The organism is Lysobacter sp. (assembly GCA_013141175.1).
Lineage (GTDB): Bacteria > Pseudomonadota > Gammaproteobacteria > Xanthomonadales > Xanthomonadaceae > Lysobacter_I.
This window is the reverse complement of sequence record JABFRN010000001.1, coordinates 1,774,584-1,800,609: the sequence shown is the minus strand read 5'-3', so window position 1 is coordinate 1,800,609 and position 26,026 is coordinate 1,774,584. Positions and strand designations below refer to the sequence as shown.

The window sequence follows — 26,026 nt, the reverse complement described above, 5'->3', positions numbered from 1 at the left end:
CGCTCATCCGGCTGGCGCCTCGGCGCTGGCGCGGCATTCTGGATGCACCTCGCCGCTGGCGATCAGGATGTCGTCGCGCAGCACCCGGAAACGCCAGCGCGGCGGTGCATCGGGCGCATCGGCCGCGGGCTGCAGTTCGATCCGTGCCGTCTGTTCCGGCAACAGCGGCTGCAGGAATTTGACCTGCGGCATCCGCAGCGCACCGAGCGCGCCGTACCGGGCTTCGATCGCCGCCAGCACGCGATCCAGCACCACCACGCCGGGCACGATCGGCTGGCCGGGGAAATGGCCGGGCAGGCAGGGATGATCGGCGGGGATGGTGAAGTCGGTCATGGCACGGTCAGTGGAAAAAGTCGCGCCAGAACGCCGGGCCGAGCGCGGCCATGCGGCGCCCGAAATCGAAGGCGTTGCGATACGGTCGCACCGGGAACACACGCTTGCGCAACTGGAATTCGACCAGCATGAAGCCGCCCATCACCCCGTAGTTGGCGATGTTCGCGATCCACGACCATTGCGCACCGGTGACGGTGACCGGCGCGACGATCCCGAACTGCGCCAGTACGCCGTCCGGCACCGCGATCAACGCGAGCGCGAGATTCAGCAGTGTCATCGCGGCCAGCAGCAGCGCCCAGGCCAGGGTCAGCTGGCGGGTGTAGCTGCGGTGTCGCGGCGTCAGCGGCATGCCGGCCTGCGCATACAGCGCGCCTACGACTTTCGCGATCAGCGGCTCGCGGCCGGCGCGCAGGCTGCGCGCGAACCACCCGCCGATCATCGCCGTGAACACCGATGGCACCAGCAGCAACGGCGTCAGCGCGTAAGGCGTGCGCGCAAGCAGGACCAGCGCCACGACGCTCGCGGCCAACGCCAGCCATGCGGACAGACGCCGACGCAGCAGGGCTTCGATCAGGACCAGCAGCGCGAGATCGCCCAGCGCGAGCACCGCCAGCGTCGGCGAGTGGCGGGTGCCCGCGAAATGGGCCAACGGCAGGTACGCCATCAGCAGCAACAGCCGCAGTGCGGCGGTCACACCGTCTTGTGCTGTTCGACATGCGCCGACAGCGCGCGCAGGGAACCGAAGATGCGGCGGTTCTCGTCGTTGTCCGAACGCAGCTGGAAGCCGTAGCGCTTGCTGATCGCCAGCGACAGTTCGAGCGCGTCGATCGAGTCCAGGCCGAGGCCGGCGCCGAACAGCGGCGCATCGGGGTCGATATCGGCGGCGACAACGCCGTCCAGATTCAGGCTCTCGACCAGCAATTCCGCCAATGCGAGTTCGGCGGGAGTCAGTGCAGACATGGCAAACCATCCAGAGAGAAAGGGACACGCCGCGCGAAGCGACCGCAAGCGGCGGCTGCACGACGTCATCAGGCGCCCGCCGACCACGCTGGCGCCGGTCGGTCCGAGGGGAGGGCATACCGGGCCCGGGTCGCCGACCGGCAAGGCCGGGCGGCGGCATCGCGCCGCGCGGTATGATGCCAGTCTCAGACTGCAACAAGAAGAGCATGACGGTCCGAATCGACGCGACACGCACGGGAATGGAACCTCCCGGATCGACCCGGCCCAGGACGGCGCGCGACACTTCCATGGTTCAGGTCGGAACCGCCCGTGCGGCGCTGTCTTCCACCGCTTCGCGGATGCGTTCGCGATGAGCCGGCCGATGACCCGGCCCGGCGCGGCGCTTTCCGTCGATTACGTGCAGGCGGGCACCCCCGAAGCCCTGCTCTCCGCCGACACCCTGGCGGTCTTCGGCTTCGGCAACGATGCCCCGCACTGCGACGACCCGCGCTATCTGCGCATTCCGCTGCAGCCCTACGGCACCGCCCCGTTCGAGCATTGGCGCAGCGCCGGCCCGGTCGACTACGGCACCCAAGGCGACGCGCAGACCGGCCAGATCCGCTGGTCCAGCGACGGCCAGCTGACCTTCGGCGTGATCGAGATCGACGAACCTCCGGGCGAACACCCCGACCACAGCGATATCTGCGAGGCCGCCGAGCGCGCCTACGCGCAGCTGGTCGGCTTCGTCTCCGGCAGCCGTACGCCGCATCTGCTGCGGGTGTGGAACTACCTCGACGCGATCACCCAGGGCGTTGGCGACGCCGAGCGCTACCGCCAGTTCTGCGTCGGCCGCGCCCGCGGGCTCGGCCGGTTCGACACCATCGAACTGCCGGCAGCGACCGCGATCGGCCGCTGCGACGGCCAGCGCACCCTGCAGGTCTACTGGCTGTCGGCGGACCGTGGCGGCACGCCGGTGGAGAATCCGCGCCAGGTCAGTGCCTACCGCTACCCGCGCCAGTACGGCCCGCAGTCGCCGAGCTTCGCCCGCGCGATGCTGCCGCCGCCGGACAGCCGGATGCCGCTGCTGCTCTCCGGCACCGCCAGCGTGGTCGGCCACGCGTCGCTGCACGTGGGCGAACTGCTCGGCCAGATCGGCGAGACCTTCGCCAACTTCGATGCGCTGCTGGCCGAAGCGCGCCGCCACCAGCCGCTGCTGCCGGCGGGGTTCGGCACCGGCACCCGGCTGAAGGTCTACGTGCGCGACGCCGAGGACCTGCCGGTGGTGGCGCAGGCCCTGGACGCCCGCTTCGGCAACTCGGTCCCGCGCATCCTGCTGCACGCCGCGATCTGCCGCCGCGAGCTGGCGGTGGAGATCGACGGCGTCCATGCTTGAATTCGCCGGTCGCGCATCCATCTTCCGCACTGCCGGTCCGCGCTTTCGCGGCCATCCTCGAAGGGGAAGCACATGGGTCTGATCAGTCTGCTCTGGGGCATCGTTGCGATGCTGCTGATGTTCATCGGGCTGGTGCCGCTGCTCGGCTGGAGCAACTGGCTGATCATCCCGTTCGCCGGCGTCGGCGCGATCATCGCCGCGATCGGCATCCTGCTGACCTCGCAGGAAAAACGCGGCCGAGCGAAGGCCGGCCTGATCCTCAACGCCATCGTCATCGTCGTCGCCGCGATCCGCTTGAGCATGGGCGGCGGGATCATCTGATCCCACTCGACAAAAACGATGTCGCAGGGCGGGCTCAAGCCCGCCGCTGTCGTCGTTGTTCAAGAAATTCGGGACAGTAAAGTAAACATCAAAACGGCGGGCCAGGGCCCGCCCTACCACCGCCTTGCTTCGACGAGCGCCTTCGTATGCGCATGCTGTGGCGCGCGCAACACTTCGGCGGCATCGCCGATCTCCACGATCCTGCCCGCATCCAGCACCGCGATGCGCTCCGCCACCGCTGCGGCGGCAGACAGATCGTGGGTGACGAACAACAGCGCCAGCCCCCGTTCGCGTTTCAACGTCGCCAGCAGCGCGAGGATTTCGCGACGGTGATGCGCATCGAGCGCGGACACCGCTTCGTCGCAAACCAATAGATCCGGATCGCAGGCCAGCGCTCGCGCGATCGCGATGCGCTGACGCTGCCCGCCGGAGAACTGGTGCGGCCAGCGCGCGCCCATGTCGGGATCGAGCCCGACCGCCGTCAGCAGTTCCCCCGCTTTCGCAAGCCGCGACGCCGCATCGCCGATACCGTGGATGCGCAGCGGTTCGCCGACGATGTCGGCTACGCGCATGCGCGGATCGAGCGATGCGTAGGGATCCTGGAACACCACGCCGATGCGTTTGCGCATGTCGCGCAATGCAGCGCCTTTCAGCGCCGTCAATTCGACATCGTCCAACCACACCCGGCCCTGCGCGCCGCGCAGCAGCCGCAGCACCGCGCGGCCGAGCGTGCTCTTGCCGCTGCCGCTTTCGCCCAGCAGCGCCAGGCCTTCGCCGCGATGCAGCGTGAGCGAGACATCGTCCAGCGCGGGCTTGGGCGCGCGCGGGTAGTGCATGCGCATGGACTCTGCACGGAGCAGGGGCTTTGCTTTTGTGGGAGCGGCGGAAGCCGCGATGGAAGCGCCAGCTAGCACTCCGAAAGGATTTTCCGCAACATCCATCGCGGCTTCCGCCGCTCCCACAGATGCTGCTCCCACAGAGGCATGCGGCAGCGTGTCCGCCTCGATCAACTCGCGCGTGTACGCATGCTGCGGATGCGCGAACACCTCGGCGGTCGCGCCGCGTTCGACCACATCGCCGCGCTGCAGCACCAGCACGTGTTCGGCATACGCGCCGACCAGCGGCAGATCGTGGCTGATCAGCATCAGGCCGAGGCCGTCCTCGCGGCGCAGCGCATCGAGCAGATCCAGCACGTCGCGCGCGATCCGCGCATCGAGCGCCGATGTCGGTTCGTCGGCGATCAGATACTTCGGCCGGCTGCACAGTGCCAAAGCGATCGCGATGCGCTGCCGTTGCCCGCCGGAAAACTGGTGCGGAAAGCGTCGCAGCGACGCTGCGGGTTCCGGCAGTTGCACGCGTTCGAGCAGCGCCCGCGCTTCGCTGTCCGGCTGGCCGTGCGCGCGCAGGGTTTCGACCAGCTGCGCGCCGACCGTGCGCAGCGGATGCAGCGCCGCCAGCGGATCCTGCGGCACCCAACCGATCACGCGACCGCGCAGCGCCGCATGCGCGCGCGTATTCGACGCGATCTCGATGCCGTCGTGCGCCAGTCCGCCGCTGGCGCGCAGCCCCGACGGCAGCAAACCCAACAGCGACAGCGCGGTGAGACTCTTGCCGCTGCCGCTTTCGCCGACCACGCCGAGACACTGCCCCGGCAGCAGATCCAGATCGAGCGGGCCGAGCAGCCTGCGGCTGCCGACAGAGACTTCCAGCGTGCGCAACGTAATCGTCATTGCGGCACCCCAGCACACCGTCGTTCCCGCGAACGCGGGAACCCAGCGTCTTTGCACGCCACAACAAGATTCGTGAAGCAACCACGACGCTGGGTCCCTGCGTTCGCGGGGATGACGGCCCAGTGACCTGTGCGACGCGGACTCATGCCGCGGCAGATTCCGTCGTGGTGTCCTGTCGCGTATCGGCATGCACATCCAGCCAGTCGCGCAGTGCATCGCCGAGGAACTGGAACGCCGCCAGTGTCGCGACCAGAAAGCCCGCCGGGAACAGCAGCGTCCACGGTGCGCTGTCGAGTTCCTGCACGCCTTCGGACAACAGCGTGCCCCAGCTCGCCGACGGTTCATCCACGCTCAGACCGAGGAAACCGAGGAAGCTTTCGACCAGGATCGCCTGCGGCAGGATCAGGCCCAGATACACGAACGCCAGCGGCAGCAGATTCGGCAGCGCATGCCAGCGCAGCCGCTGGCCGAAACCCGCGCCCGCCGCCGTGGCTGCGAGCATGAACGGCATCTCGCGCAGCCGCGCGCTTTCGGCGCGCATCACCCGCGCCAGATCGATCCACACATAGCCGCCGATCGCCACCAGCAGCAACCACAGCGAGCGCTCGAACAGGGTCAGCAGCAGGATCACGATCAGCAGGAACGGCAGCGCGCTGGCCATGTCGAGCACGCGCAGCATCAGCCGCTCCGGCCAGCCGCCCGCGAGTCCCGCGCTGGCGCCGAAACCCAGACCCACGATCAGCGCGACCAGACTCGCCAGAAAACCGACGGTCAACGACAGGCGCCCACCGGCCAGGGTGCGCGCGAACACATCGCGGCCGATGGCATCGGTGCCGAACCAGTGGCCGCCGACGCCCGGCGCCACCGACAGCGCATCCCAGTCCGGGCGATGCGGATCGAAGCCGATGCACAGCGGCCCGAGCCAGCACAGCAGCGTCAGCCCGCCGAGGAACAGCAGGCAGGCGCGGGCCATCGGCGGCAGGGTGCGGAAGAATCGCATCGGGCGATTGTATGCGCTCCTGTTTTCGTAGGAGCGGCGGGAGCCGCGACGGCGCGCCGATGTACCAGAAGGATGCAGGAGATCGGAACGAAGCGCTCGGGCCAACGATCCCTTCGGAAAATCCTTCGTCGCCCGGTCGCGACTTCCGTCGCTCCTACAGGAGCGCTTCCCGAATCCCGGGCGTATGATTCCACCATGAACTTTCCCTATACCCGGCTCCGCCGCATGCGCCGCAGCGAGTTCTCGCGTCGATTGATGCGCGAACACGTCCTCACCACCAACGACCTCATCTATCCGGTGTTCGTCCACGAGCTGGACGGCCGCGCGCCGATCGGCTCGATGCCCGGCATCGAACGGCTGTCGATCGACGAACTGCTGAAGGTCGCCGAACAGGCCAGCGAACTGCGCGTGCCGGCGCTCGCGCTGTTTGCGGTCACCGCGCCCGAAGCGAAATCGCTCGACGGCGTGGCCGCATGGGACGACGAAGGCCTGATGCAGCGCGCCGTACGCGCGCTCAAACAGCGCTTCCCGGATCTCGGCGTGATCACCGACGTCGCGCTCGATCCCTATACCTCGCACGGCCAGGACGGGCTGATCGACGACAGCGGTTACGTGGTCAACGACGAAACCGTCGAAGCGCTGGTGCAGCAGGCGCTGTCGCATGCGCGCGCCGGTGCCGACGTGGTCGCGCCCAGCGACATGATGGACGGCCGCATCGGCGCGATCCGCGAAGCGCTGGAAGTCGGCGGCCATATCCACACCCGCATCCTCAGCTACGCCGCGAAATACGCCAGCAGCTTCTACGGCCCGTTCCGCGACGCGGTGGGCTCGGCCGGCGCGCTCGGCAAGGGCAACAAGTACAGCTACCAGATGGACCCCGCGAACTCCGACGAAGCGCTGCGCGAAGTCGCGCAGGATCTCGACGAAGGCGCCGATATGATCATGGTCAAACCGGGCCTGCCGTATCTGGATATCGTGCGTCGGGTGAAGGATGAATTCGGCGCGCCGACCTTCGTCTATCAGGTCAGCGGCGAATACGCGATGCTGAAGGCCGCCGCGCAGAACGGTTGGCTCGACGAACGCGCCTGTGCGCTGGAAGCCCTGGTCGCGTTCAAGCGCGCGGGCGCCGATGGCGTGCTGACTTATTTCGCACTGGATGCGGCGCGCTGGCTGCGCGAAGCGCAAGGCTGAGGAGCCCTCGATGAAACGTTACGCCGTCTTCGGTCACCCCGTCCTGCATTCGCTCTCGCCGAAAATCCATCAGGCCTTCGCGAAGCAATCCGGCATCGCAATGGACTACCTCGCGATCGAATGCGCGCCCGGCGATCTCCCCGGCACGCTGTCGTCGTTCGCGCGCAGCGGCGGCGAGGGCGGCAATGTCACCCTGCCGCACAAGCAGCGCGCGGCCGAACTGTGCAATCTGCTCAGCGCGCGCGCCAAGCGCGCCGGTGCGGTCAATACGCTGATCAAGCACGGCATCGGCTGGCTGGGCGACAACACCGACGGCGCCGGTCTGGTGCGCGACCTCACCGGCCGTCATGGCCTGGATCTGCGCGGACGACGCACGCTGATGATCGGTGCCGGCGGCGCCGCGCGCGGGGTCGCACCGGCGCTGCTGGATGCGGGCATCGGCGATCTGTTCGTGGTCAATCGCGACCCGCAGAAAGCCGATGCATTGACCGATCTGCTCGGCGAACCCGGTCGCGTGCATTCGCGCTATTTCGACGACATCCAGACGCTCGGCGAATTCGAACTGATCATCAACGCGACGTCGGCCACCCGTCACGGCAGCCTGCCGGCGCTGCCGATGTCGCTGGTCGGCCCGCGCACCGCCGCCGTCGATCTGAGCTATGGCGAAGCGGCGATTCCGTTCCTCGCCTGGGCACGCGCCGCTGGCGCTCGCGAGGCCATCGACGGCCTCGGCATGCTGGTCGAACAGGCGGCGGAAAGTTTCTTCCTCTGGCACGGCGTGCGCCCCGACACCGACCCGGTCTACGCCGAACTGCAGACCCGGCATGCCGCGCTGGTTACCGGAGACTGAGCGATGGAATCGATGGTGCAGTGGCTCACCCTGCTCGCGTATTCCCTGCCGGAACTCTTCGGCCTGGGCATCGCGCTCGCGCTGCTGGGAACCACCGCACGGCCCGGACCCGCGCGCAGGCTCGGCCTGATCGGCATCGGCGTGATGCTGTGCATGTCGCTGCTCGCGCTCGGGCTCGGCATCTATCAGCAGATCCTGATCGCGAACGCGGCCGGCGATCACGTCTTCATACAGCGGATGTTCTCGATCCTCAGCGCGGTCCGCATCGCGCTGAATCTGGTGTCGATGGGCGGCCTGCTGGCGGTGGTATGGGGATTGTGCACTGCGACGCGGACGGTCGCGAACGAGGACGACCGCCTCAAGGCGCCATGACACCGGCGTTCGTCGTCAGCCCTTATTCTGCGCAGTGGCCTGATATCTTTCGCGGCATCCGCGAAGAACTGCTCGGCGTGTTCTCGCCGCTTGTCGTGGCCGTCGAACATATCGGCAGCACGTCCGTCCCTGGACTTGCGGCGAAACCGGTACGGATGCGAAGGATCCGTTCATCCGGTCGGTGCTTGCGCCTGCTTGGAAAAGTAGGCTGGGCTGAAAGCCCAGCATCTTCGTCCAACGGCATGCTGGGCTTTTCAGCCCAGCCTACTTATGGTTCGCTGCGGTTGTCGCGCTCGAAGCGCACTTCGCCGGTTTCGGTGGTGCCGACGCGCTGCCAGCCGCGTCGCGCGTAGAACGCAGGGTGCATAAGCGAAGCGTCATGCACCTTGCTTGGTGTGAAAACCGGCGCATGACGCTTTCGGCTCATGCGTTCAGCTTGCTTGTCATTTCAGCCCAACCTGCTTACTGAAGCTTCGGCTTGCGGAAGAATTCGTGGGCGACAAGTCGACGTATACAGATGCGAATAGGGCGCTTGTTCGCTCCATCCTTGATACGCGTGTGGAATTTGTATAGTTTAGAAAAAGCTCAAATTAATTGGGCTTCAATGACATTCTCCTCCTGCTGAATGAATAAGGACATTCCACCATGAGAATTTTGAAACAGATTTCCGCACTCATGCTTTGTTTTTCGAGTGCCATCGCCTCCGTTCCCGCCGCGGCGGCCTTCGCTGATTGAAGGCCGCGCGCTATTTTCTGGAGCCAACGTCTATGCACCGACTGTGCTGACAGATGGCGCCACGCACAAAATGTGGTATAGCGCTTGGCAGGTTGCTGGCGTCTTCAACGATCATATCTACTACCGTACAACGACCAACCGAAACACTTGGAGCTCGTATCAGATAGTTCTCTCGCCTGCAATGTTGGGCCCGGACGTCACTCACGTGGCCGATCCTTCCGTCACGAAGCATTGGAACAATCTGTCTGGCCGATATCAGTACACGATGTTCTACACGGTTTGCATGAAATTCCCACCGCAGCAAACCTGCGACCCGCAAGCCGGAAACCAGATCTGGTCGTCGGTGTCCTCCAATGGCATCGAATGGGGCGCACACAAAATGCTGTTGTCTTCAGGGCTGGGGTCCGCCGAGCCTTCCGCAATCATCGACCAACAAGCGGATGGTTCTTTCTGGAAGGTTTACTACGCAGATAGATTGAATTTGGGTGTCATTAAAATGGCGAAAGTCGATGGCAATCGCAATGCGATTTCGGCATCCGTCGTCTACGCCAGCAACGAAACAATGACGAATCCCGAAGTGCGGTTCTTCAACGGTCAATGGCATCTGTTCTTCAACGTCTATACCGGCTCGCCTAACGGCTACCAGCTCAGGGGCGACATCAAGAAAGCCATCGGCGCAACGAACACCAATTTCCATAGCGCACAGACCATCATTGCCAATTCCGGCTCTCCCTACTGCGCCACGATCGGCCCCAGCATCACGCCAGCAGGCGGAAACACATACGACTTGTATTTTGGCCTCAACCAGACGCAGGCCAACGACATCTGCGACTTCACCAAGAACATCTCCATCCATCGCTGGCGTATGGCCGAATGAAGCAGTGCAATCGCCTTTGTTGGACCGAAGACCGCAGTGAAGTAGCCCGGGTGGGGACAACGGCCCCACCCGGGATGCCAAATCGATGAAATTGTTCGGCAAGTCCCTCCCGGCTACGCGCTGCGCGCGCACCCGGGCTACGGGTTTGTGGTGAAGGTGTTTCTGTGTTGAAAGCGAATTCCTTCATTCACGCGCGGCGACACTGATTCGCTCAACGAATTATTTCGATCATTGCGCGAGGCGACCTGAGGCACTGCAATGTCGGGCCAGGGCCCGACCCCGGATCAAGTCCGGGGCAGGCTCTACAACAACCCACTCCGCTTGATCGACAGATACTGCTCCACCAGCGCCGCAGGCAATTGTTCGCAGGTGACGTCGAGCACGGTGACGCGGTGGTTGCGCAGGATTTCGTGCGCGGCGGCGCGCTGGGCGATGTAGCGGCTGGCGGCGGCGGCGCGGACGGCGCTGCGCACGTCGTCGATGGGTTGATCCAGCGCTTCGTCGAGATCGCGTTCGCGCAGGCTGGCGACGACGACGAGATGCCGGCGCTGCAGCAGGCGCACCGAGCCGAGCACGTCTTCGATGTCTTCGTCGCGCAGGTTGGTCACCAGCATCACCAGCGCACGGCGGCGCTGGCGCAATGCGAGTTCAGTGGAGGCTGCCAGATAATCGGTGGCGACCGGCGTGGGCTGCAGGTCGTAGCTGGCGCGCAGCAGGGTGTCGATGGCGGCCATGCCGCGCTGCGGGGCGACCCAGCGCTGTTCGCCGCCGACGGTGAACAGCCCGACCGCGTCGCCGCGCTTCAGCGCGATGTACGACACCACCAGGGTCGCGTCCAGCGCGCGATCGAAATGCGACAGCCCGCCTTCGTGCGCAAGCATGCGCCGGCCGGTGTCGACCACCATCAGCAGCTGCTGGTTCTTTTCGTCCTGGTATTCGCGCGAGATCAACTTGCGCGCGCGCGCCGTGGCCTTCCAGTCGATCTGGCGCATGCTGTCGCCGACCCGGTATTCGCGCATCTGGTGGAAGTCGGTGCCTTCGCCGCGACGGCGCTTGATATGCGCGCCGACCAGCCGCGACGCCTGTTCGGCGCTGAACAGCGCGAAGCCCGCGAGCGGCGCGAAATTGGGGAACACGCGCACCGACTGCGGTACGCCGACGATCCGTGATTGTCGCCACAGGCGCAGGCCGGAATGCAGCCGCAATTGCGTGCCTTCGAAGCGGAAATTGCCGCGCACCTGCGGACGCAGGCGATAGCTCAGCGTGGACACGCTGTCGGCGGCGAGGGTCAGCGTGCGCGGCATATCGCGCGCGACGCCTTCGGAGATGTCCCAGTCGCCGGGATGCAGATCGTGCACGGTGACGCGCTGGCGGCGGCCGTAGTGTTCGATCCGCAGTTCGACATCGCGGGTCACGCCGATCGGCCAGGCCTCGGGCAGGGCGCGCGCGACTTCCGGCGTGGGCGCGCGCGTCAGCCGCCACAGATCGATCGCGCCCAGCACCATCAGCACCGCGAACGCGATCAACCAATGGCGCGCAGGCACGACGCCCATACTCACGGCGAGACCGAGCGCGGCCCACGCGACCAGCGCCCACACCATCGCTGGCGCGGGACGCGGCCACGCGCGCACCACGCCGCGCGCGGCGGCCGGCAGCGGAAGCGCGGGCTTCGGTGTCGTGCGGGCGGTCGTCGCACTCACTGCCGGGGCGCTTCGACCTTGGCGAGCAGCGCTTCCAGCACCTGATCCGGCGTCTGGCCTTCGATCTGCATTTCCGGCGACAGCGCGATGCGATGGCGCAATGCCGGCTTGGCGATGCTGCGGATATCGTCGGGGGTGACGAAATCGCGGCCTGCCAACACCGCCTGCGCGCGCGCCGCACGCACCAGCGCGAGACTGCCGCGCGGGCCGGCGCCGAGCGCGATGCCCGGCCACTTGCGCGTGGTGGTGACGATGCGCACCGCGTAATCGATCACCGCCGCATCGACGGTCACCTGCGCGGTGCCCTGCTGCATCGCGACGATCTCCTCGGCGCTGAGCACGCTGACGACCTGCGACAGATCGAAATGCGCGGCGGCGCGGCCGTGGCTCACCGCAGTGACCATGCTGACTTCGTCGGCGTGCGAGGGGTAGTCGATCAGCACTTTCAGCAGGAAGCGGTCGAGCTGCGCTTCGGGCAGCGGATACGTACCCTCCTGTTCGACCGGGTTCTGCGTGGCCAGTGTCATGAACGGCGCCGGCAGCGGATGGCTGCTGCCTTCGATGGTGACCTGCTGTTCCTGCATCGCTTCGAGCAGTGCGGATTGGGTCTTCGCCGGTGCGCGATTGATTTCGTCGGCCAGCAGCAGGTTGGTGAAGATCGGGCCGCGGCGAATGGCGAAGCGTTCGGTCTTCGGGTCGTAGACCGCGTGGCCGCTGACGTCGCTGGGCATCAGGTCGGGCGTGAACTGCACGCGGCCGTAGCCGCAGCCCAGCGCCTGGCCCAGCGCGCGCACCAGCAGGGTCTTGCCGAGGCCGGGCACGCCTTCGATCAGCACATGGCCGCCGGCGAGCAGCACGATCAGGATCTGGTCGAGCACCTCGTCCTGGCCGATGAAGGCCTTGGCGACTTCGTCGCGCACGGCGGCGGCGCGCGCGACCAGTGCTTCGCCGACGATCGGTGCGGGCGCGGCGGCGGTGGACTCGTGGGTCGAGAGCGTGGTCATAGTCGTTTTCTCAGCTGCAGAAGTTTGGTGATGCGGATGACGAAATCCTTGGCGTCGCCGGGGCGCGGATAGCGCAGGGCGGCCTCGATGTCGGCGACAGTCATGCCGGTGCGCTTGGCGATGGCGTCGATCTGCGCCGGGCCTTCGAGCGCGGCGGCATACGGGTCGCGCTGGCGCAGGCGGCGCAGGAAGGCGTCGTGCACGGCGGTGTAGAGCGTGGCGCGGCGGCCGTAGCGATACAGGTGATCGCCGCTGGCCTGCACGTGTTCCAGCAGCGAACGGCGATCCGGCAGCGGCGACGGCCGCGCCGGGCCGAGGCGTTCGGCGCGCATCCACAGCCACACGAACAGCGCCAGCAGCAGCGGCAGCAGCACGCGCCAGGCGTGATCCAGCAACAGCCGCCACAGCGGCGGCATGTTGGCGCTGTAGATCAGATGGAAGGTGCCGGCGCGCGCGTAGTTCGGCTGCAGCAGTTGCCGGGTGAAGGCGCGATGCGGCCTGTCTTCGAGCTTCGCGTTGACGAGGAAATCCAGATCGGCGAGCACATCGATGCTGCCTTCGCCCCACGGCACGCGGGCGTAGCCGTATTGCGCGATGTCGTCATCGCCCCAGAGCGCCATGACTTCGGCATCGTCTTCGGTGAACTGGAACCAGCGCCCGTCGCAGAACTCGGTGTGCTCGTCCATCTTCGCCACCTGCAGACCGAGACAGGTCGATCCGCTGTCGGTGGAGGTGTCGTCGACTGTTTCGTCGACTGCCGCTTCACCACCAGCCGTTTCGCCGTTGGCAGGCTTGCCGTCGGACGACTCTTCGTCCACGAACGTCTCTTCTGCAAGCGGCGCATCCACCAGCGCGATGCCGATCTCGCTGAGCAGCGGTACTTTGTCTTCGCCGATCACCACGCCGGGTGGCGGCGTGCGCACGATCAGATGGCCGCCGGCTTCGACCCAGTCGAGCAGGCGCGCGCTGTCGGCGGCCGGCAGCGTGCGCGTGTCGCCGAGCAGCAGCAGGGTGTCGGCCGGTTTCAGCGGATGGTCGTCGAGGGCCAGGCGCTGGCGCGAGTCGACGCGTTGGCCGTCCTTGCCCAGCGCGATCTTCAGCGCGTACAGCGGGTTGTACGAGGCTTCGCCCTTCGGCGGCAGATCGATGGTGTTGACCACGCGCTTGTAGGTGTGCATCCACCACGCGACGAAACCGCCGACCAGGCCCGCGACCACCAGCGCGATCAGGACGACGCGGATGGCATCCGCACGCCGGCTCATGACTGCCACCCGAAGCGTTGCGCCAGCGTCTGCAGCAGCGCATCGAATTCATCGGCCGTCGGCAGGCGTTGGCCGTAGGCGGCGTACTGCCAGATGCGGACCATGCGCTGGAAGGCGTCGCGGTCTTCCACCACCGGCATGCGTCGCGACAGGCGCAGGCATTCGGCTTCGGTCGCCCCCGGCGGCAGGTGCGCATCGACGCGCGCGCTCATCGCTTCGACGCTGGCGCGATACAGCAACGCCAGCGCGCGGCGCGGCTGGCCTTCGGCCCACAGCCGGCGCGCGACCGTCGCGATATCCGGCGGCAGCGGTTCGGTGTGGGAAATCGCGGTCATTTCGACCGGCATCGGTTCGTCTTCAGGCTTTGCCGCAGCACCAAGCAGCCACGGCCACCAGCGTTTCGCGGTGATCGCCAGCATCAGCACCAGCACGCCAAGCAGGAACCACAGGCCGTATTCGGCGACGAAGCCGACCAGCGCCGCCAGCCATTTCAACTGCGGAACATCGGCCGCTTCCGGCTCCTTGTCCTTCTTCTTGTCGCGACGTTCCCACGTGGTGGTTTTCTGTTTCGGGCGCAGCAGCGGATCCTGATACGCCTTGCCGACCGCTTTGCCGAACGCGCCGTGATCGGCGGTGTCTTCGCCGAAGATCTCCTCCAGCGTCGACGTTTCGATCTGCGCTTCCGGTTCGGCGGCGGCTTCGGCGGGCGCGTTGTCGTCCTGAGCGTCTTTCGCGGCATCCGGCACGACGATCGGCGGTGCGCCAGCGCTGGTCTGCGCCGTGGACTGCTTCGCTTGCGTCGTCTTATCCGGAAAAGGACAGGTCCCGTCCTCGCGTTCGCTGGCCTGCGCCGGCATCGCCATCGGCAACAGCAGCACGAACGCCAGCAGGGCGATCGGCAGGATGATCGACACGATAGCGCCACCGGCCGCTTCCAGCCGCTTGCGCATGCGCCGGAATGCGATTTCCAGATCCCACGCTTCCAATTGCGTGCGACGATTGAGGTACAGACCGAAGCCGGCGCCGATATAGAACGGTTCGATGAAGCCCGCCGCCAGCCAGTCCACCAGATTCAGCGCGATCAGCGCCCATGCCGGCGGCGCTTCGGTGATCATCGCCCACGCCGCGCGCGCCGCTTCGGGCAGCAATTCGTTGGGCACCGCGATCGCCGTCAGCAGCAACAGCGACAGCTCGATGGCGAGGATGAAGTTCGCGCACATCACGAACAGCTGCACCGCATGGCCACCCAGACCGACGCCGATCACCCGGCGACGCTCGCCGAGTCGTGCGGGGTCGGCGCCTTCCAGCAGATCGATCGGCAGCATCACCGCGCGCAGCGGGCTCAATCGGCGCCAGGTGAGATAGCCGCGCATCGGCCGCCAACCCCAGGTCAACTGCGCGCGCAGGGTCTCGGCAATGCTGGGCACGCTGCCGAACACCGCGCGCGACAGCACGTACAGCGGGATGCGATCGAACGCCGGCCGCAGCCACCAGAACAGCAGTCCGGCCAGCCAGATGTGGCCGATCGCCCAGGCCGCGAGATTCAGAAGCACGAACACCGCGCCGGTGACCAGCAGCCACGGAATCCAGATCGCACGGGCGTGTTTGCGCACCAGCGCGCTGCCCAGCTCCATCGCCTCCCAGGGCGAGCGCGGGCGCAGTTCGACGGTCAGGGTTTCAAGCTTCATGGCGACGCGTCTCGTTGCCGTCCCTGGCGCGACGCTGCGAGCTTCGGATCGCCCGGCCCGGCCATCCTTGGCCGGGCGCTCAGCGGATCACGCGGCGGTGCCGCGTTAGCGGATCCGCTTCGCCCGCCTAATGCCAGCCAGAGCAAGGTCAGCGTCCACAGCACGCCGCCGACGGTGAATTTCACCATCGCCGGGATCCAGCCGATCGACGACCAGAACGCTTCCACGAACGCGGCGAACACCAGCATCGCGAAGATGCCGAGGCACAGCTTGGCGCCGACCTTGCCGCCTTCGATCAGCGCATCGACGCGCCGTCGCCGCCCGGGCGCGACCAGATCCAGTCCGATCCTCAGGCCTGCGGCGCCCGCGAGCACGATCGCGGTGAGCTCCGGCGCCGAATGGCCGGCGACGAAACGCCAGAACGGATCGCCGTGACCCACGCCCTGCAGATGCCCGGCGACACCGCCGATCATCAGCCCGTTCATGACCAGCACGAAAATGGTGCCGACACCCGCGATCAGCCCGCTGGCGAAGGTGCGCAGGGCGATGCTGACGTTGTTCATGACATAGAAGCCGAACATCGCCAGATCGTCGCCGCTCTCGCGCCCGAGCTTGCGCTGCGGATCGGCGGGGTCGTACATCTCTTCCATGCCGGCGACCGCGCCGGGTTCGTACACGCTGTAGATCAGCTCGGGCGAGATCTGCACCGCCACGAAGGAACCGACCAGCGGCACCACGAACAGCAGCAGCGCGGCCAGCAGGCAGCCGCGCTGCGCGCGCACCAGGCGCGGAAAATCGGCGAGGAAGAATTCCAGCGCGCGGCGCCACTGCGGCGGCGGCGCGCGATAGAACACCGCGTGGCCGCGCTGGGTCAGCGCCTGCAGGCGTTCCACCACCTGCGGGCTGTAGCCGCGGCTGCGCGCCAGCGCCAATTGCTGGCAAAGCCGGCGATACCGTGCCGGCACGTCCTCGTCGCGCAGTCCATGCCACTGGGCCTGCTTCAGGCGCGCCTCGCGCGGGCTGTCGCCGCGCGCGACCAGCCAGGCCTCGAATTCGGTCCATTCGGCGGCGTGCCGGGCGACGAACGCCTCCTGCTTCATCACCGCCTGCTTCATGCTGGATGCGGACGTGCGATTCATTGCCGCCCCAGCAGCCAATTGGCGACCGCCTGCAGCCGCAGCACGCCCAGCGCGCCGCCCACGCCGACCACCGGCGCGGCGATGTCGGCCAGCTCCGCGCGGCGCTCCTGGGTGAGTTGCGGCGCACGCTCGGAGAACGCGATCACCGCCGCCTGTTCCTGCTGCTGCAGCGGCTTCAGCGGCGCCTGCGCGCCCTCCACCGGCGGTCGCAGGCTCTGCCGGTCGCGCGGCGCATGGATCACCATGGTCTTGGCGACCATATCGCCGAGCCGCCGACCCCACGGATCGACGAACCCCGCGACCAGGCCCACGCCGTAGCCCACCGGCAGAAAGTCGACGGTGCGCAGCAGATTGCGGGTGATCGACGCCAGCCAACCCACCGGCGCGCCGTCATCGGCAACCACCCGCAGCTCCAGCGCGCGCTTGCCCGGCGTCTGTCCGTCGAACAGCACTTCGCAGAGAATCGGATATCCCCAGAACACTATGAAATACACGAGCAGATAGATGCCGTAGCCGGCCTTGCCGATCAGACTGACCACCAGCGAGGTCACCAGCAGGATGCCCCAGCGGATCGCGGTGTCGATCAGCCAGGCGATCGAACGCGGCACCGGCCCCGCCGCCGGCAGGCGCAGGGCCACGCCTTCGGGCGTGTAGACATTGCGGACGGTGTCGAGCGCGGTCGCGCGAACGGTCATCGAACCACGGTCCCGACGGTGCGGCGAGTTGCCTTCGGCGTGTATGCGCAGCCGCTGTTCGGCCGCCTTGATGTCGCCCCGCTTCTGTCCCGCATCCTGTGTGCCCCGGATCCCGTCGTCTGTCGTCGTATTCGGCGGTTACTCTACCTTGACGACCCGCTGATTTCCCACCGTTCCGAAACGAATCTTCGCCATGGCCGCCGCACACCCGCCACCGCCGATGGACTGCCGCCCGGGTTGCGGCGCCTGCTGCATCGCGCCCTCGATCGCCTCGCCGATTCCCGGCATGCCGCACGGCAAACCCGCCGGCATGCCATGCGTACAGCTGGACGACGATCTGCGCTGCCGGTTGTTCGGCCGGCCCGAGCGTCCGGGGTTCTGCGCCTCGCTGCGGCCGGAGCTGGAGATGTGCGGTCATTCGCGCGACGAGGCGATGGCGGCGTTGGCGCTGTTGGAGATTGCGACGCGTCCGTGATCCTCGAATGATCTCTGCGATCACGATGACCCATCTCTCTGTGGCAGCGGCGGAAGCCGCGATAGAGCGCCGAATTCGATTGATCGCGGCTTCCGCCGCTCCCACAGGATGGATTGCCCTGCTTTGCGGATTCAGAGCGGCTTGCGCTTGTCGTCGCGCAGGCCGGTGAGCAACGCCTCGCCGTCGTCGTTCACCCGCAATTCGCCGTAGTGCGCGGGCGCATAGCGCTCGGCCTGACCTTCCGGAAAGAACCAGGCATTGCTGGCGATGCGGATGTCCCACCAGTTGCGCTGGCGATAACGCACCGCGACTTCACCGCGCGCGACCGGTCGCGGCGTCGCCTGCACGCGGACGAAGCGGCCGGCGCCGTCGGCATCGAGTGCGAACACGGCGTAACCGTCTTTGCGCACCCGGGGTCCGCCACCATCATGATGAACACCAAAACACTTCAGCGCTGCGACAGTGTTGCCCGCACCTGGCGCGCTTTGCTCGCGCGTCCCGGCGCAGTCCTCTTCCAGTATTTTTCTGATGTCTTCCGCCACCGCAAACCGCAGCGCCATGTAATCGCCCTGCATCAGCGAGCGCGGATCGACCGGCTGCAGTTCCAGCAGCAGTACGCGACCATCGGACAGAATCCGCTCGCGCTGGGCGATGCCGTGATTGGTCACCACCAGTGCCAGCAGCAGACCGCCCCACAGCAGGACCGAACGCCAATGCTTCATGTGCGGCCTCCCTGTACGGCGCGCATCAACACGAAGCGGATCGTCAGCAGCACGACGCCGCCGGCCAGCAGCCACTGCGATTTTTCCAGCAATGGCACATCGAGCTGGTAGTAGTAACGGACCAGATAGAACGCCGTGCCGATCGCGCTGATTGCAAGCAGCGCTGGTCGGTTGGACGCGAATGCGACCAGCATCAACATCACGCCGAGGTTCACTCCCGGCACATGCCGCCAGACCAGTGCGAACACGATGGCGCACAGCAGCGGTAGCGGACGAAACGGCCCCGCCAGACGCAGCGCTGTCATCGGCAGCAGCATGGCCATGGCGAGAGGCTCGATCCAGCCGAAGGCCGGGAGGCACGGGTCGGAATCGGAGTAGATGTCCTCGTCCCAAGCATGGAACATCGAGTCGCAAATTTCGGCGCTGTCGGCCCACAGCATGTCGCCGACGATGGCCATTGACAGCGCCGCAAGACTCAGCGCCCACGCCAACGGGGACACCGGCAACGTGCGCAGATCCTCGTATTCCGCACGCCACCACGCGGCGAATGCCAACCATGCCAATACCGGCAATGTGATCCGCGATGGGCCGTAACCGCTGGTATCGAGTTCGTTGCAGATCGCGACCACCGCTGCGGCGAACACCGCACCGCACAGGAAGCGCTGCATCGTCTGCGCACCCGATACATACAGCACCAGCGCAACGGCGGCGCTGCCGGCCCAACCGGCGGTATCGCCGAACCATTCGCTGAAACCGATGCCGACCAGCAGTTGGCCGACCAGACTCAGCGCGATGGCGCTCTGTTCGAAAAATTCGCGGCCACGCGCGATCCGCAGCAGGGCCAGCGCTGCGGCGATGCACAGCGCACCCGCTGCAACGGCGACGTCAGGACTCCTCCAGATCTGGTCGAACAGCGTGGCGAAAAATCCGAACAGCAGACCCGCGGCGATCCACGCGGAAACGCCGATCAGACCGGCCAGATACCACGGCAGTCCGTCGTTGCGCGCGGGCGCTTCGCCGGCCACCGCACCGGCTGCGCGCAGACGTGTCCAGAGCGTTTGCGTCTCGTGCGGCAGGCTCATGCGCGCGCCTCGCGATGTTCCATCTGTTGGTCCATCCGTCGCAGCCACAGCGCGCCCGCGGTCGCTTCGCCCACCACCACCATGGCCAACACCAGCCACAGTGCGGCCGGTTCGTCATGACGGGTGAACAGGAAATACGTCGCCAGCCGGTACAGCCAGACCGTACTCACGCCGATCGCCGCCACCAGCAGCATCGCGAACACCGCGCGATCGCGGCGACGGCGCAACTCGAACGCGGTCAGCACCGCGATGGCGGCCAGCCATGCGCAGAGTTCGTATCCGAATTCCGGCGCCACGTGGTCGATCGCGGCGAGGATGGCCGGCGGACTCAGGCAGAACAGGGCGGCGGCGGCCAGCAATCGTGGCCCGGCATGGCCGGCGAACTCGGCCCAGCGCGCCGCAGCGATACTCCAGAGGCAATACAGCGCGAGATCGAACAGACCCACCAGGGTCATGCTGCGTTCGTCGTTCATCCAGTCGCTGCCGGCCGTGTCGGCCCACAGCCCCAGCGCGATGTTCGCCACCGCAACCCACAGCAGCCAGAGTGCCGCATGCCGTCCGGCGAACGCCCAGGGCAGCGCCAACGCCGCCCACAGCGTGAACAATTCCCAGGTGTCGGCGCCGGTCTGGTAGGTCTGGCCGATCAGCGCCAGCAGTCCGCCCAGCAGCACCATCGCCAGCCACAGCGCCGCCTGTCCGCCGAGCCGCGCGAGACCCAAGCGCGCCGCCACCGCGACGGCAGCGATCACCAGCGCCTGCATCCCGTACAGGCGGGTGAATTTGCCGATGTGTTCCCAATTGGCGGCGATGAAACAGATCACCCCGGCCGCGCACAGCGCCACGCCCAGCCACAGCGCCAGACGATCCAGAAACCAGCGCCACAGCGCGGCATCCGGCGCGGGGCCCAGCGTTTTGCGCGCGGCGGCGGTCGCAGCCGCGTCCAGCACACCGTCGCGGCGCCACTCGCGCAGCCGCGCCTGGTCCGCGACCGTCTCCCGCCAGCGCTGCCAATCGCCCATGTCAGGCCTTCGGCCGACCCGTCAGATATTCGTCCTTCAAGCGCACGTAATGCTGCGCCGAGTAGTACAGCGCTTCGATCTCGGCCTCGCTGAGCTTGCGCGCGAACTTGGCCGGACTGCCCAGCCACATTTCGCCTTCGCCGACGACCTTGCCCGGCGGCACCAGCGCACCGGCGCCGACGAACGCGTGTGTCTTCACGACCGCGCCGTCGAGGATGATCGCGCCCATGCCGATCAGCGCCGCGTCCTCGATGGTGCAGGCATGGATGATCGCCTTGTGGCCGATGGTCACATCGCTGCCGATCCGGGTCGCGAAACCGCCGAGCTTGGCGTGCGGACCGTCGTGGCTGACGTGGACGATGCTGCCGTCCTGGATGTTCGTACGTGCGCCGATGCGGATGAAATTCACGTCGCCGCGGATCGCCGTCATGGGCCACACGGAGACATCGTCACCCAGTTCGACGTCGCCGATGACGACAGCGGCGGGATCGATGTAGACCCGTTCGCCCAGCGCGGGCAGGTGGTGGAGGTAGGGGCGGATGAGGGGGTGGGCGTCGGTCATGGCCGCATTTAAGCACGACCCTGCGGCACGTTCTAAACTCGCCCCATGAACACGACCGTCACTGCGGCCACGACCGCCACCATCGCCGCGAATGCAGCCATCACCGCCGCCAATGTCGCGATCAACGCCGCCGGCAGCGACCACGACGCGCCAATCCCGGCGGGTGGGCGCGCGCCGCCTGCGGACGAGATCGCCGAACTCGCGCCCACCCTCGACCGTCTGCGCAAGGCGTGGCGAGCGAAGAAGCCCGGCTACGCGCAGCGGATGGACGATCTGGCGCGGCTGAAGGCGGCGTTCAAGGCGCGGATGGGCGAGATGGAGGCGGCGGTGCGCGCCGATTTCGGCCACCGCTCCGCGCACGAAACATTGTTGGCCGATGGCATGACGGTGCTCGGCGAGATCGATCACCTGCGCCGCCATCTGCGCGGCTGGATGCGGCCGAAGCGCGCGAGCGTGGGCTGGCGGCTGTGGCCGGCCAGCGCGCGGATCCGGCACGAAGCCGTGGGCGTGATCGGAGTGATGTCGCCGTGGAATTACCCGGTGAATCTGGCGCTGGTGCCGCTGGCGACCGCCATCGCCGCCGGCAATCACGTGTTCGTGAAACCGTCCGAACACACGCCGCAGACCAGCGCCTGGCTGCAGCGGCTGCTGGCCGATGTGTTTCCGGCCGATCGCGTCGCAGTCGCGCTGGGCGGTGCCGAACTGGGCGCGGCGTTCTCGGCGCTGCCGTTCGATCATCTGGTCTTCACCGGTTCCACTGCGGTCGGGCGCAAGGTGATGGCCGCCGCCGCGCCGAATCTCACCCCGCTCACGCTCGAACTCGGCGGCAAATCGCCCGCGATCATCGCCGCCGATTTCCCGATCGAACAGGCCGCCGCGCGACTCGCCAGCGGCAAGTGGTTCAACGGTGGCCAGACCTGCATCGCGCCGGATTACATCCTGATCGACGCCGCGCGCCGCGATGCGCTGGTCGACGCACTGCGCACGCAGGTGCAGGCACGCTACGGTGCGGACATGGGCGCGGCCGACGATTACACCCGCGTGATCAACGCAGGCCAGTACCGGCGCCTGCGCGGTTACATCGACGATGCGCGCACGCGCGGATTGACGGTGATCGAACTCGCCGGCATCGATGCGTCGCGCGCCGACGCCGAACACCTGATTCCGCCGACGCTGATCATCGAACCCGGCGACGATGCGAAAGTGATGCAGGACGAAATCTTCGGGCCGATTTTGCCGATCCACGGCTATGCGACGCTCGACGATGCGCTCGCTTACGTCGAACGCCACGACCGGCCGCTGGCGCTGTATCCCTTCAGCTACGACCGCAGCGTCGTCGAAACCATTCTGTCGCGACTGATCGCCGGCGGCGTCACCGTCAACGACACCCTGCTGCATTTCGCCGCGAGCAATCTGCCGTTCGGCGGCATCGGTCCCAGCGGCATGGGCCAGTACCACGGCCGCGCCGGCTTCGACGCCTTCACCAAGGCGATGCCGGTGCTGTGGCAGGCGCGATTCACCGCGACCGATTTCATCAAGCCGCCGTATCGCGGGAAAATCGATCGGATGATCCGCATGCTGGCAGGATAGACTGCCGCAGCTGTTCAGCGCTGACCCGATCACCCGCCGTTGACTGCAGTACGAATCACCTCGCTTCCAGGCCTTTGGCTGGCTTTCTGGAGGCGAACGCTTTCAGTTTTCGCGGGTGTGGCATGCCGGTTTCCACATAGTGCTTCAGGTCTTCGACCAGCTTCTGCATGAGCCCGGTCATCTGCATCTTCATCATCGGCGCCATCATCGCGCCGACGATGCCTTTGGTCGTGATCTCGGCGACGGATCTGACCCGGGTCGCGGCGCCTTCTTCCGTCAACGTCCACAGATTGACGCCGCGTTCGACGAAAAACGGAAAGCCTTGCACTACTTCGTACTTCAACGCGAAATTCTCCGGGTCGAACTCCAGCAAATTCTCGCGGATACGACCCATCCCCTTGATGTCGCAGGTTCTGCTCTCGCAAACCTGTCCGCTCAACTGTCTGCCGCTGCCTTCGGTATGGATCAGCGCGCTTCCCCAAACATGGGCATTGCCGAATTGATTTCCCAGTACGTCCCAAACCATGCGTACGGGCTTGTCGACGACGATCTCTGTGATGATTTTCATGCTGTGAAATTCCTTAAAAATCGACGAAAACGTATTGCGCCCACATCGACGGATCGACATTTCCATCATCCGCTCGCCGTTGAACACAGCAACATTATTCGCGGTACACTCGTGTCCCGGTAGTTGATAATTGAGAGATATTTATTCACCTGTGAGGTGACAATGCAGGCCCTCGACAATCTGGACGAACTGAAGACATTCGCGTTGGTGGTGGAAACCGGCAGCCTGTCATCTGCGGCACGATTGATGCAGCTGACGACGAACGCCGTCAGCCGTCGCATGATCCGTCTGGAACAGAATCTGGGCATCAAGGTGCTGCGCCGTTCGACGCGCGCCGTGTCCGTGACCGCCGAAGGACGCGTGCTCTATGCGCATGCACGGCGCGCGCTTGAAGAACTGAAGGCTGCGGAAGATACGATCCGGTCAGGTCTGAACGGAGTGCAGGGCACGCTCCGCGTGGCCATGCCCGGCGGCGCATGCAGCCCCGGAATTCTGGGCGGGATTGCGACTTTTCTCGAAGCCAACCCTGAACTTCGACTTGAAATGCTGGTCGTAAACACGCCCGTTGATCCCATCGGCGGTGGATTCGATGTCGTGGTCCATGTGGGGCCGCCAAGAGACAGCCGGTTGAATGCGCGTCGTTTGCACTCGGTGTCATGGGCTCTGGCAGCGGCACCGTATTACTTCGTGTCGAGAAGAAAACCGAAAACACCATCCGATCTGTCGGAGCACGTGTGCCTGCGGATCACTTCCAATCCCCCTCAGAACGAATGGCGCCTGATCGACAAGCACGGCAATGTCGAATCCGTGCATGTCACGGGCAACTTTGAAGCCGACGATAGTCGTGTGCTTGCGGATGCCATGTATGCCGGTCTCGGTATCGGTCTGCGGCCGGAAAAGGAACTGATTGCCGCTGTCGAAGCAGGAACGCTGGTGCGCGTGTTGCCGCAGCACCGTTTCGCCAGTATGGACGTGTACGCACTGATGCCCAAGGGGACATCGCGGCTTGCGCGGGTATCGAAGTTCCTCGACTTCTTCGCTGATCTTCTGCGGAAGGAAGCTTGAGCCGGAATCAACTTTCAAATTGGACTATCGTTTCATTCCGTAGTTGATGCCGGCGTCATGCTTCAACGCATGATCCGTTGGAAGAACCGATGCGAGCTGGCGAAGGCACTCCCATCGATCCGTTGCCGCGTGGCAAGATCGTCCGCACGACCCGCCGACGCATCGGCGCCCGACAAGACATCACACGCATGAAAATCGCCAGCTGGAACGTCAATTCGCTCAACGTGCGCCTGCCGCATCTGGAACAGTGGCTGCAGGATGCGCAGCCGGATGTGGTCGGGCTGCAGGAGACCAAGCTCGAGGACAACCGCTTTCCAGACGCGGTGCTCGCAGGGCTGGGCTACCGCAGCGTGTTCGCCGGGCAGAAGACCTACAACGGCGTGGCGCTGCTCGCGCGCGGGCATGCGCTGGAGGATGTGACCATCGGTATCCCCGATTTCGACGACGCCCAGCGCCGCGCGATCGCCGCGACCGTCAACGGCGTGCGCATCGTCAATCTGTACGTGGTCAACGGCCAGGACATCGGCACCGAGAAATACGACTACAAGCTGCGCTGGCTCGATGCCGTGCATGGTTGGCTGGCGGATGAAATGCGCAAGCACCCGCAGCTGGTGGTGATGGGCGATTTCAATATCGCGCCGGACGATCGCGACGTGCACGATCCTGCGGTGTGGAACGACGACAGCATCCTCACCTCCACCGCCGAGCGCGCGGCGCTGAAGCGGCTGCTCGATCTGGGTCTGCACGACGCCTACCGACTGCATCACGGCGAAGGCGGTTTCTTCAGCTGGTGGGATTACCGCCAGGCCGGTTTCCGCCGCAACCTGGGGTTGCGTATCGATCTGACCCTGATTTCGGACGCGCTGCGCGACAAGGCGAATGCTGCGGATATCGACCGCGTGCCGCGGACGTGGGAGCGGCCCAGCGATCATGCGCCGGTGTGGGTGCAGCTCGCGGGCTGAGCGCATGCGAATCAAGCGACTTCAAGCACACGCTTCATAGGGTGCGCCTTGGCGCACCACCCATTACCCGATCATGCAAAAGCCGGTGCCCCAAGACCTGAGGTATCCCCATGTTTTCGAGCATTTCGAAAACCGTCGTCATCCCCACGAACGCGGGGATCCAGCGACTTTCAGCTTCTGCGCAGCGCAAATACACCGGGTACCCGCGTTCGCGGGAACGACGGGTAAAGGAACGGTGACTGCCGATCAATCGATCCGTTTTGTTTTCATGGGAAAAAACGGGGATACCTCATACCGAGGCGCACCACCCGCTACCCGATCGTGCAAAAGCCGGTGCGCCCAGGCGCACCCTATGTCTCACTCTTCGATTTCTCCGGCGTCGGCTTGACCCGCAGCGCCGCCGCCATCGCGCCGATACCGCCGGCCAGCAGCCCGAGCATCATCAGCGTATTGAACAGGCTGGTGGGCTGGAAATAGATGCGCAGGTTGGCGAGTACGCCGACGATGATGATGGTGATGCCCGCCGCCAGCAGCAGCCAGCCGAGTATCGACTTGCCGTTGAAGAAGATCATGCCGGTGCCGACGAGGAACGGAATCAGCGACAGGCCGAAGCTGCTGACGCCGTAAAAACTCCAGAAGCCGCCGGAGGTGACCTGGACCTGGTTGGTCAGCAACCAGCCGCCGGCCACCGCGCACATCAGACCGATGAAGAACTGCCCCACACCGCCGGGAGTGCCGCCTGCGCCTGTCAT

Annotated in this window: 28 protein-coding genes; 11 read left to right on the top strand and 17 right to left on the bottom strand. The window is 66.1% G+C overall.

All coding sequences use genetic code 11. The annotated features are described in order from the left end of the window. Positions 1–3: 3 nt before the first annotated feature. Genes HOP03_08115 through HOP03_08105 form a run of 3 tightly spaced genes read right to left on the bottom strand, consistent with a single transcriptional unit; the run spans position 4 to position 1,293 of the window. Positions 4–333, bottom strand: coding sequence for a hypothetical protein (locus HOP03_08115; GenBank protein NOT88133.1), 330 nt, complete (start codon positions 331–333; stop codon positions 4–6). Positions 334–340: 7 nt separating this feature from the next. Next, entirely contained in the window at positions 341–997 is a 657-nt protein-coding gene (locus HOP03_08110; GenBank protein NOT88132.1) for a ketosynthase, read from the bottom strand. A gap of 26 nt (positions 998–1,023) precedes the next feature. Then, the gene (locus HOP03_08105; GenBank protein NOT88131.1) at positions 1,024–1,293 is read right to left on the bottom strand and encodes an acyl carrier protein; all 270 of its coding nucleotides are present in this window, start codon (positions 1,291–1,293) and stop codon (positions 1,024–1,026) included. Positions 1,294–1,732: 439 nt separating this feature from the next. Between HOP03_08105 and HOP03_08100 the strand changes: the two genes are divergently transcribed. Beyond that, on the top strand, positions 1,733–2,665 hold the full coding sequence (locus HOP03_08100; protein NOT88130.1) for a pteridine-dependent deoxygenase: 933 nt from the start codon (positions 1,733–1,735) through the stop codon (positions 2,663–2,665). Between the two features lie 72 nt (positions 2,666–2,737). Then, complete coding sequence (locus HOP03_08095; protein ID NOT88129.1) at positions 2,738–2,986, top strand: hypothetical protein; 249 nt, start codon at positions 2,738–2,740, stop codon at positions 2,984–2,986. 113 nt (positions 2,987–3,099) lie between these two features. Here the strand turns inward: HOP03_08095 and HOP03_08090 are convergent, their stop codons facing one another. Together HOP03_08090 and HOP03_08085 are read right to left on the bottom strand one after the other, a co-directional pair. Then, positions 3,100–4,716, bottom strand: a complete 1,617-nt coding sequence (locus tag HOP03_08090; protein ID NOT88128.1) for an ABC transporter ATP-binding protein — start codon at positions 4,714–4,716, stop codon at positions 3,100–3,102. Between the two features lie 142 nt (positions 4,717–4,858). Then, the gene (locus HOP03_08085; protein NOT88127.1) at positions 4,859–5,716 is read right to left on the bottom strand and encodes an ABC transporter permease; all 858 of its coding nucleotides are present in this window, start codon (positions 5,714–5,716) and stop codon (positions 4,859–4,861) included. A gap of 195 nt (positions 5,717–5,911) precedes the next feature. On the opposite strand from HOP03_08085, the gene hemB reads away from it, so the two are divergent. From hemB to HOP03_08060, 5 genes are all read left to right on the top strand, one after another. Beyond that, positions 5,912–6,907 (top strand): porphobilinogen synthase, encoded by a 996-nt coding sequence (hemB, locus tag HOP03_08080; GenBank protein ID NOT88126.1) that lies wholly within the window; start codon positions 5,912–5,914, stop codon positions 6,905–6,907. Positions 6,908–6,917: 10 nt separating this feature from the next. Beyond that, positions 6,918–7,757, top strand: a complete 840-nt coding sequence (gene aroE, locus HOP03_08075; GenBank protein ID NOT88125.1) for a shikimate dehydrogenase — start codon at positions 6,918–6,920, stop codon at positions 7,755–7,757. A 3-nt stretch (positions 7,758–7,760) separates the two neighbouring features. Then, entirely contained in the window at positions 7,761–8,129 is a 369-nt protein-coding gene (locus HOP03_08070; GenBank protein ID NOT88124.1) for a hypothetical protein, read from the top strand. After that, positions 8,126–8,482, top strand: coding sequence for a hypothetical protein (locus tag HOP03_08065; GenBank protein NOT88123.1), 357 nt, complete (start codon positions 8,126–8,128; stop codon positions 8,480–8,482). Before HOP03_08070 ends, HOP03_08065 begins: the two co-directional genes overlap by 4 nt. A gap of 587 nt (positions 8,483–9,069) precedes the next feature. Beyond that, a complete protein-coding gene (locus HOP03_08060; GenBank protein NOT88122.1) occupies positions 9,070–9,741 on the top strand; it encodes a hypothetical protein in 672 nt (223 codons plus the stop codon). 302 nt (positions 9,742–10,043) lie between these two features. Here HOP03_08060 and HOP03_08055 read toward each other — a convergent pair whose 3' ends face one another. The 6 genes from HOP03_08055 to HOP03_08030 form a co-directional block, all read right to left on the bottom strand. Continuing rightward, positions 10,044–11,342 carry a DUF58 domain-containing protein gene (locus tag HOP03_08055; GenBank protein ID NOT88121.1) on the bottom strand — a complete coding sequence of 433 codons (1,299 nt, stop codon included), beginning with the start codon at positions 11,340–11,342 and terminating at the stop codon, positions 10,044–10,046. 95 nt (positions 11,343–11,437) lie between these two features. Further along, positions 11,438–12,445, bottom strand: coding sequence for a MoxR family ATPase (locus HOP03_08050; GenBank protein ID NOT88120.1), 1,008 nt, complete (start codon positions 12,443–12,445; stop codon positions 11,438–11,440). Then, positions 12,442–13,707, bottom strand: coding sequence for a DUF4350 domain-containing protein (locus tag HOP03_08045; GenBank protein NOT88119.1), 1,266 nt, complete (start codon positions 13,705–13,707; stop codon positions 12,442–12,444). Before HOP03_08045 ends, HOP03_08050 begins: the two co-directional genes overlap by 4 nt. Continuing rightward, on the bottom strand, positions 13,704–15,395 hold the full coding sequence (locus HOP03_08040; GenBank protein NOT88118.1) for a DUF4129 domain-containing protein: 1,692 nt from the start codon (positions 15,393–15,395) through the stop codon (positions 13,704–13,706). Before HOP03_08040 ends, HOP03_08045 begins: the two co-directional genes overlap by 4 nt. Then, positions 15,392–16,495 carry a stage II sporulation protein M gene (locus HOP03_08035; protein NOT88117.1) on the bottom strand — a complete coding sequence of 368 codons (1,104 nt, stop codon included), beginning with the start codon at positions 16,493–16,495 and terminating at the stop codon, positions 15,392–15,394. Before HOP03_08035 ends, HOP03_08040 begins: the two co-directional genes overlap by 4 nt. 35 nt (positions 16,496–16,530) lie before the next feature. Further along, a complete protein-coding gene (locus HOP03_08030; protein ID NOT88116.1) occupies positions 16,531–17,229 on the bottom strand; it encodes an RDD family protein in 699 nt (232 codons plus the stop codon). Between the two features lie 193 nt (positions 17,230–17,422). Here HOP03_08030 and HOP03_08025 point away from each other — a divergent pair, with 193 nt between their 5' ends. Continuing rightward, entirely contained in the window at positions 17,423–17,704 is a 282-nt protein-coding gene (locus tag HOP03_08025; GenBank protein ID NOT88115.1) for a YkgJ family cysteine cluster protein, read from the top strand. A gap of 131 nt (positions 17,705–17,835) precedes the next feature. On the opposite strand, the gene HOP03_08020 is transcribed toward HOP03_08025, so the two are convergent. The 4 genes from HOP03_08020 to HOP03_08005 are packed head-to-tail and all read right to left on the bottom strand — an operon-like array spanning position 17,836 to position 21,089. After that, positions 17,836–18,426 carry a GDYXXLXY domain-containing protein gene (locus tag HOP03_08020; GenBank protein NOT88114.1) on the bottom strand — a complete coding sequence of 197 codons (591 nt, stop codon included), beginning with the start codon at positions 18,424–18,426 and terminating at the stop codon, positions 17,836–17,838. Continuing rightward, entirely contained in the window at positions 18,423–19,508 is a 1,086-nt protein-coding gene (locus HOP03_08015) for a DUF4401 domain-containing protein (GenBank protein ID NOT88113.1), read from the bottom strand. The genes HOP03_08020 and HOP03_08015 overlap by 4 nt, the downstream gene beginning before the upstream one ends. Beyond that, a complete protein-coding gene (locus tag HOP03_08010; GenBank protein NOT88112.1) occupies positions 19,505–20,527 on the bottom strand; it encodes a DUF2157 domain-containing protein in 1,023 nt (340 codons plus the stop codon). The genes HOP03_08015 and HOP03_08010 overlap by 4 nt, the downstream gene beginning before the upstream one ends. 1 nt (position 20,528) lies before the next feature. Continuing rightward, entirely contained in the window at positions 20,529–21,089 is a 561-nt protein-coding gene (locus HOP03_08005) for a gamma carbonic anhydrase family protein (GenBank protein ID NOT88111.1), read from the bottom strand. Positions 21,090–21,134: 45 nt separating this feature from the next. Here HOP03_08005 and HOP03_08000 point away from each other — a divergent pair, with 45 nt between their 5' ends. Next, on the top strand, positions 21,135–22,679 hold the full coding sequence (locus HOP03_08000; GenBank protein NOT88110.1) for a coniferyl aldehyde dehydrogenase: 1,545 nt from the start codon (positions 21,135–21,137) through the stop codon (positions 22,677–22,679). 55 nt (positions 22,680–22,734) lie between these two features. Here HOP03_08000 and HOP03_07995 read toward each other — a convergent pair whose 3' ends face one another. Then, positions 22,735–23,247 (bottom strand): SRPBCC family protein, encoded by a 513-nt coding sequence (locus tag HOP03_07995; protein ID NOT88109.1) that lies wholly within the window; start codon positions 23,245–23,247, stop codon positions 22,735–22,737. A gap of 162 nt (positions 23,248–23,409) precedes the next feature. Between HOP03_07995 and HOP03_07990 the strand changes: the two genes are divergently transcribed. Next, positions 23,410–24,312 (top strand): LysR family transcriptional regulator, encoded by a 903-nt coding sequence (locus HOP03_07990; protein ID NOT88108.1) that lies wholly within the window; start codon positions 23,410–23,412, stop codon positions 24,310–24,312. A gap of 188 nt (positions 24,313–24,500) precedes the next feature. Continuing rightward, complete coding sequence (gene xth, locus HOP03_07985) at positions 24,501–25,274, top strand: exodeoxyribonuclease III (protein NOT88107.1); 774 nt, start codon at positions 24,501–24,503, stop codon at positions 25,272–25,274. 350 nt (positions 25,275–25,624) lie between these two features. Here the strand turns inward: xth and HOP03_07980 are convergent, their stop codons facing one another. Then, complete coding sequence (locus HOP03_07980) at positions 25,625–26,026, bottom strand: hypothetical protein (protein NOT88106.1); 402 nt, start codon at positions 26,024–26,026, stop codon at positions 25,625–25,627.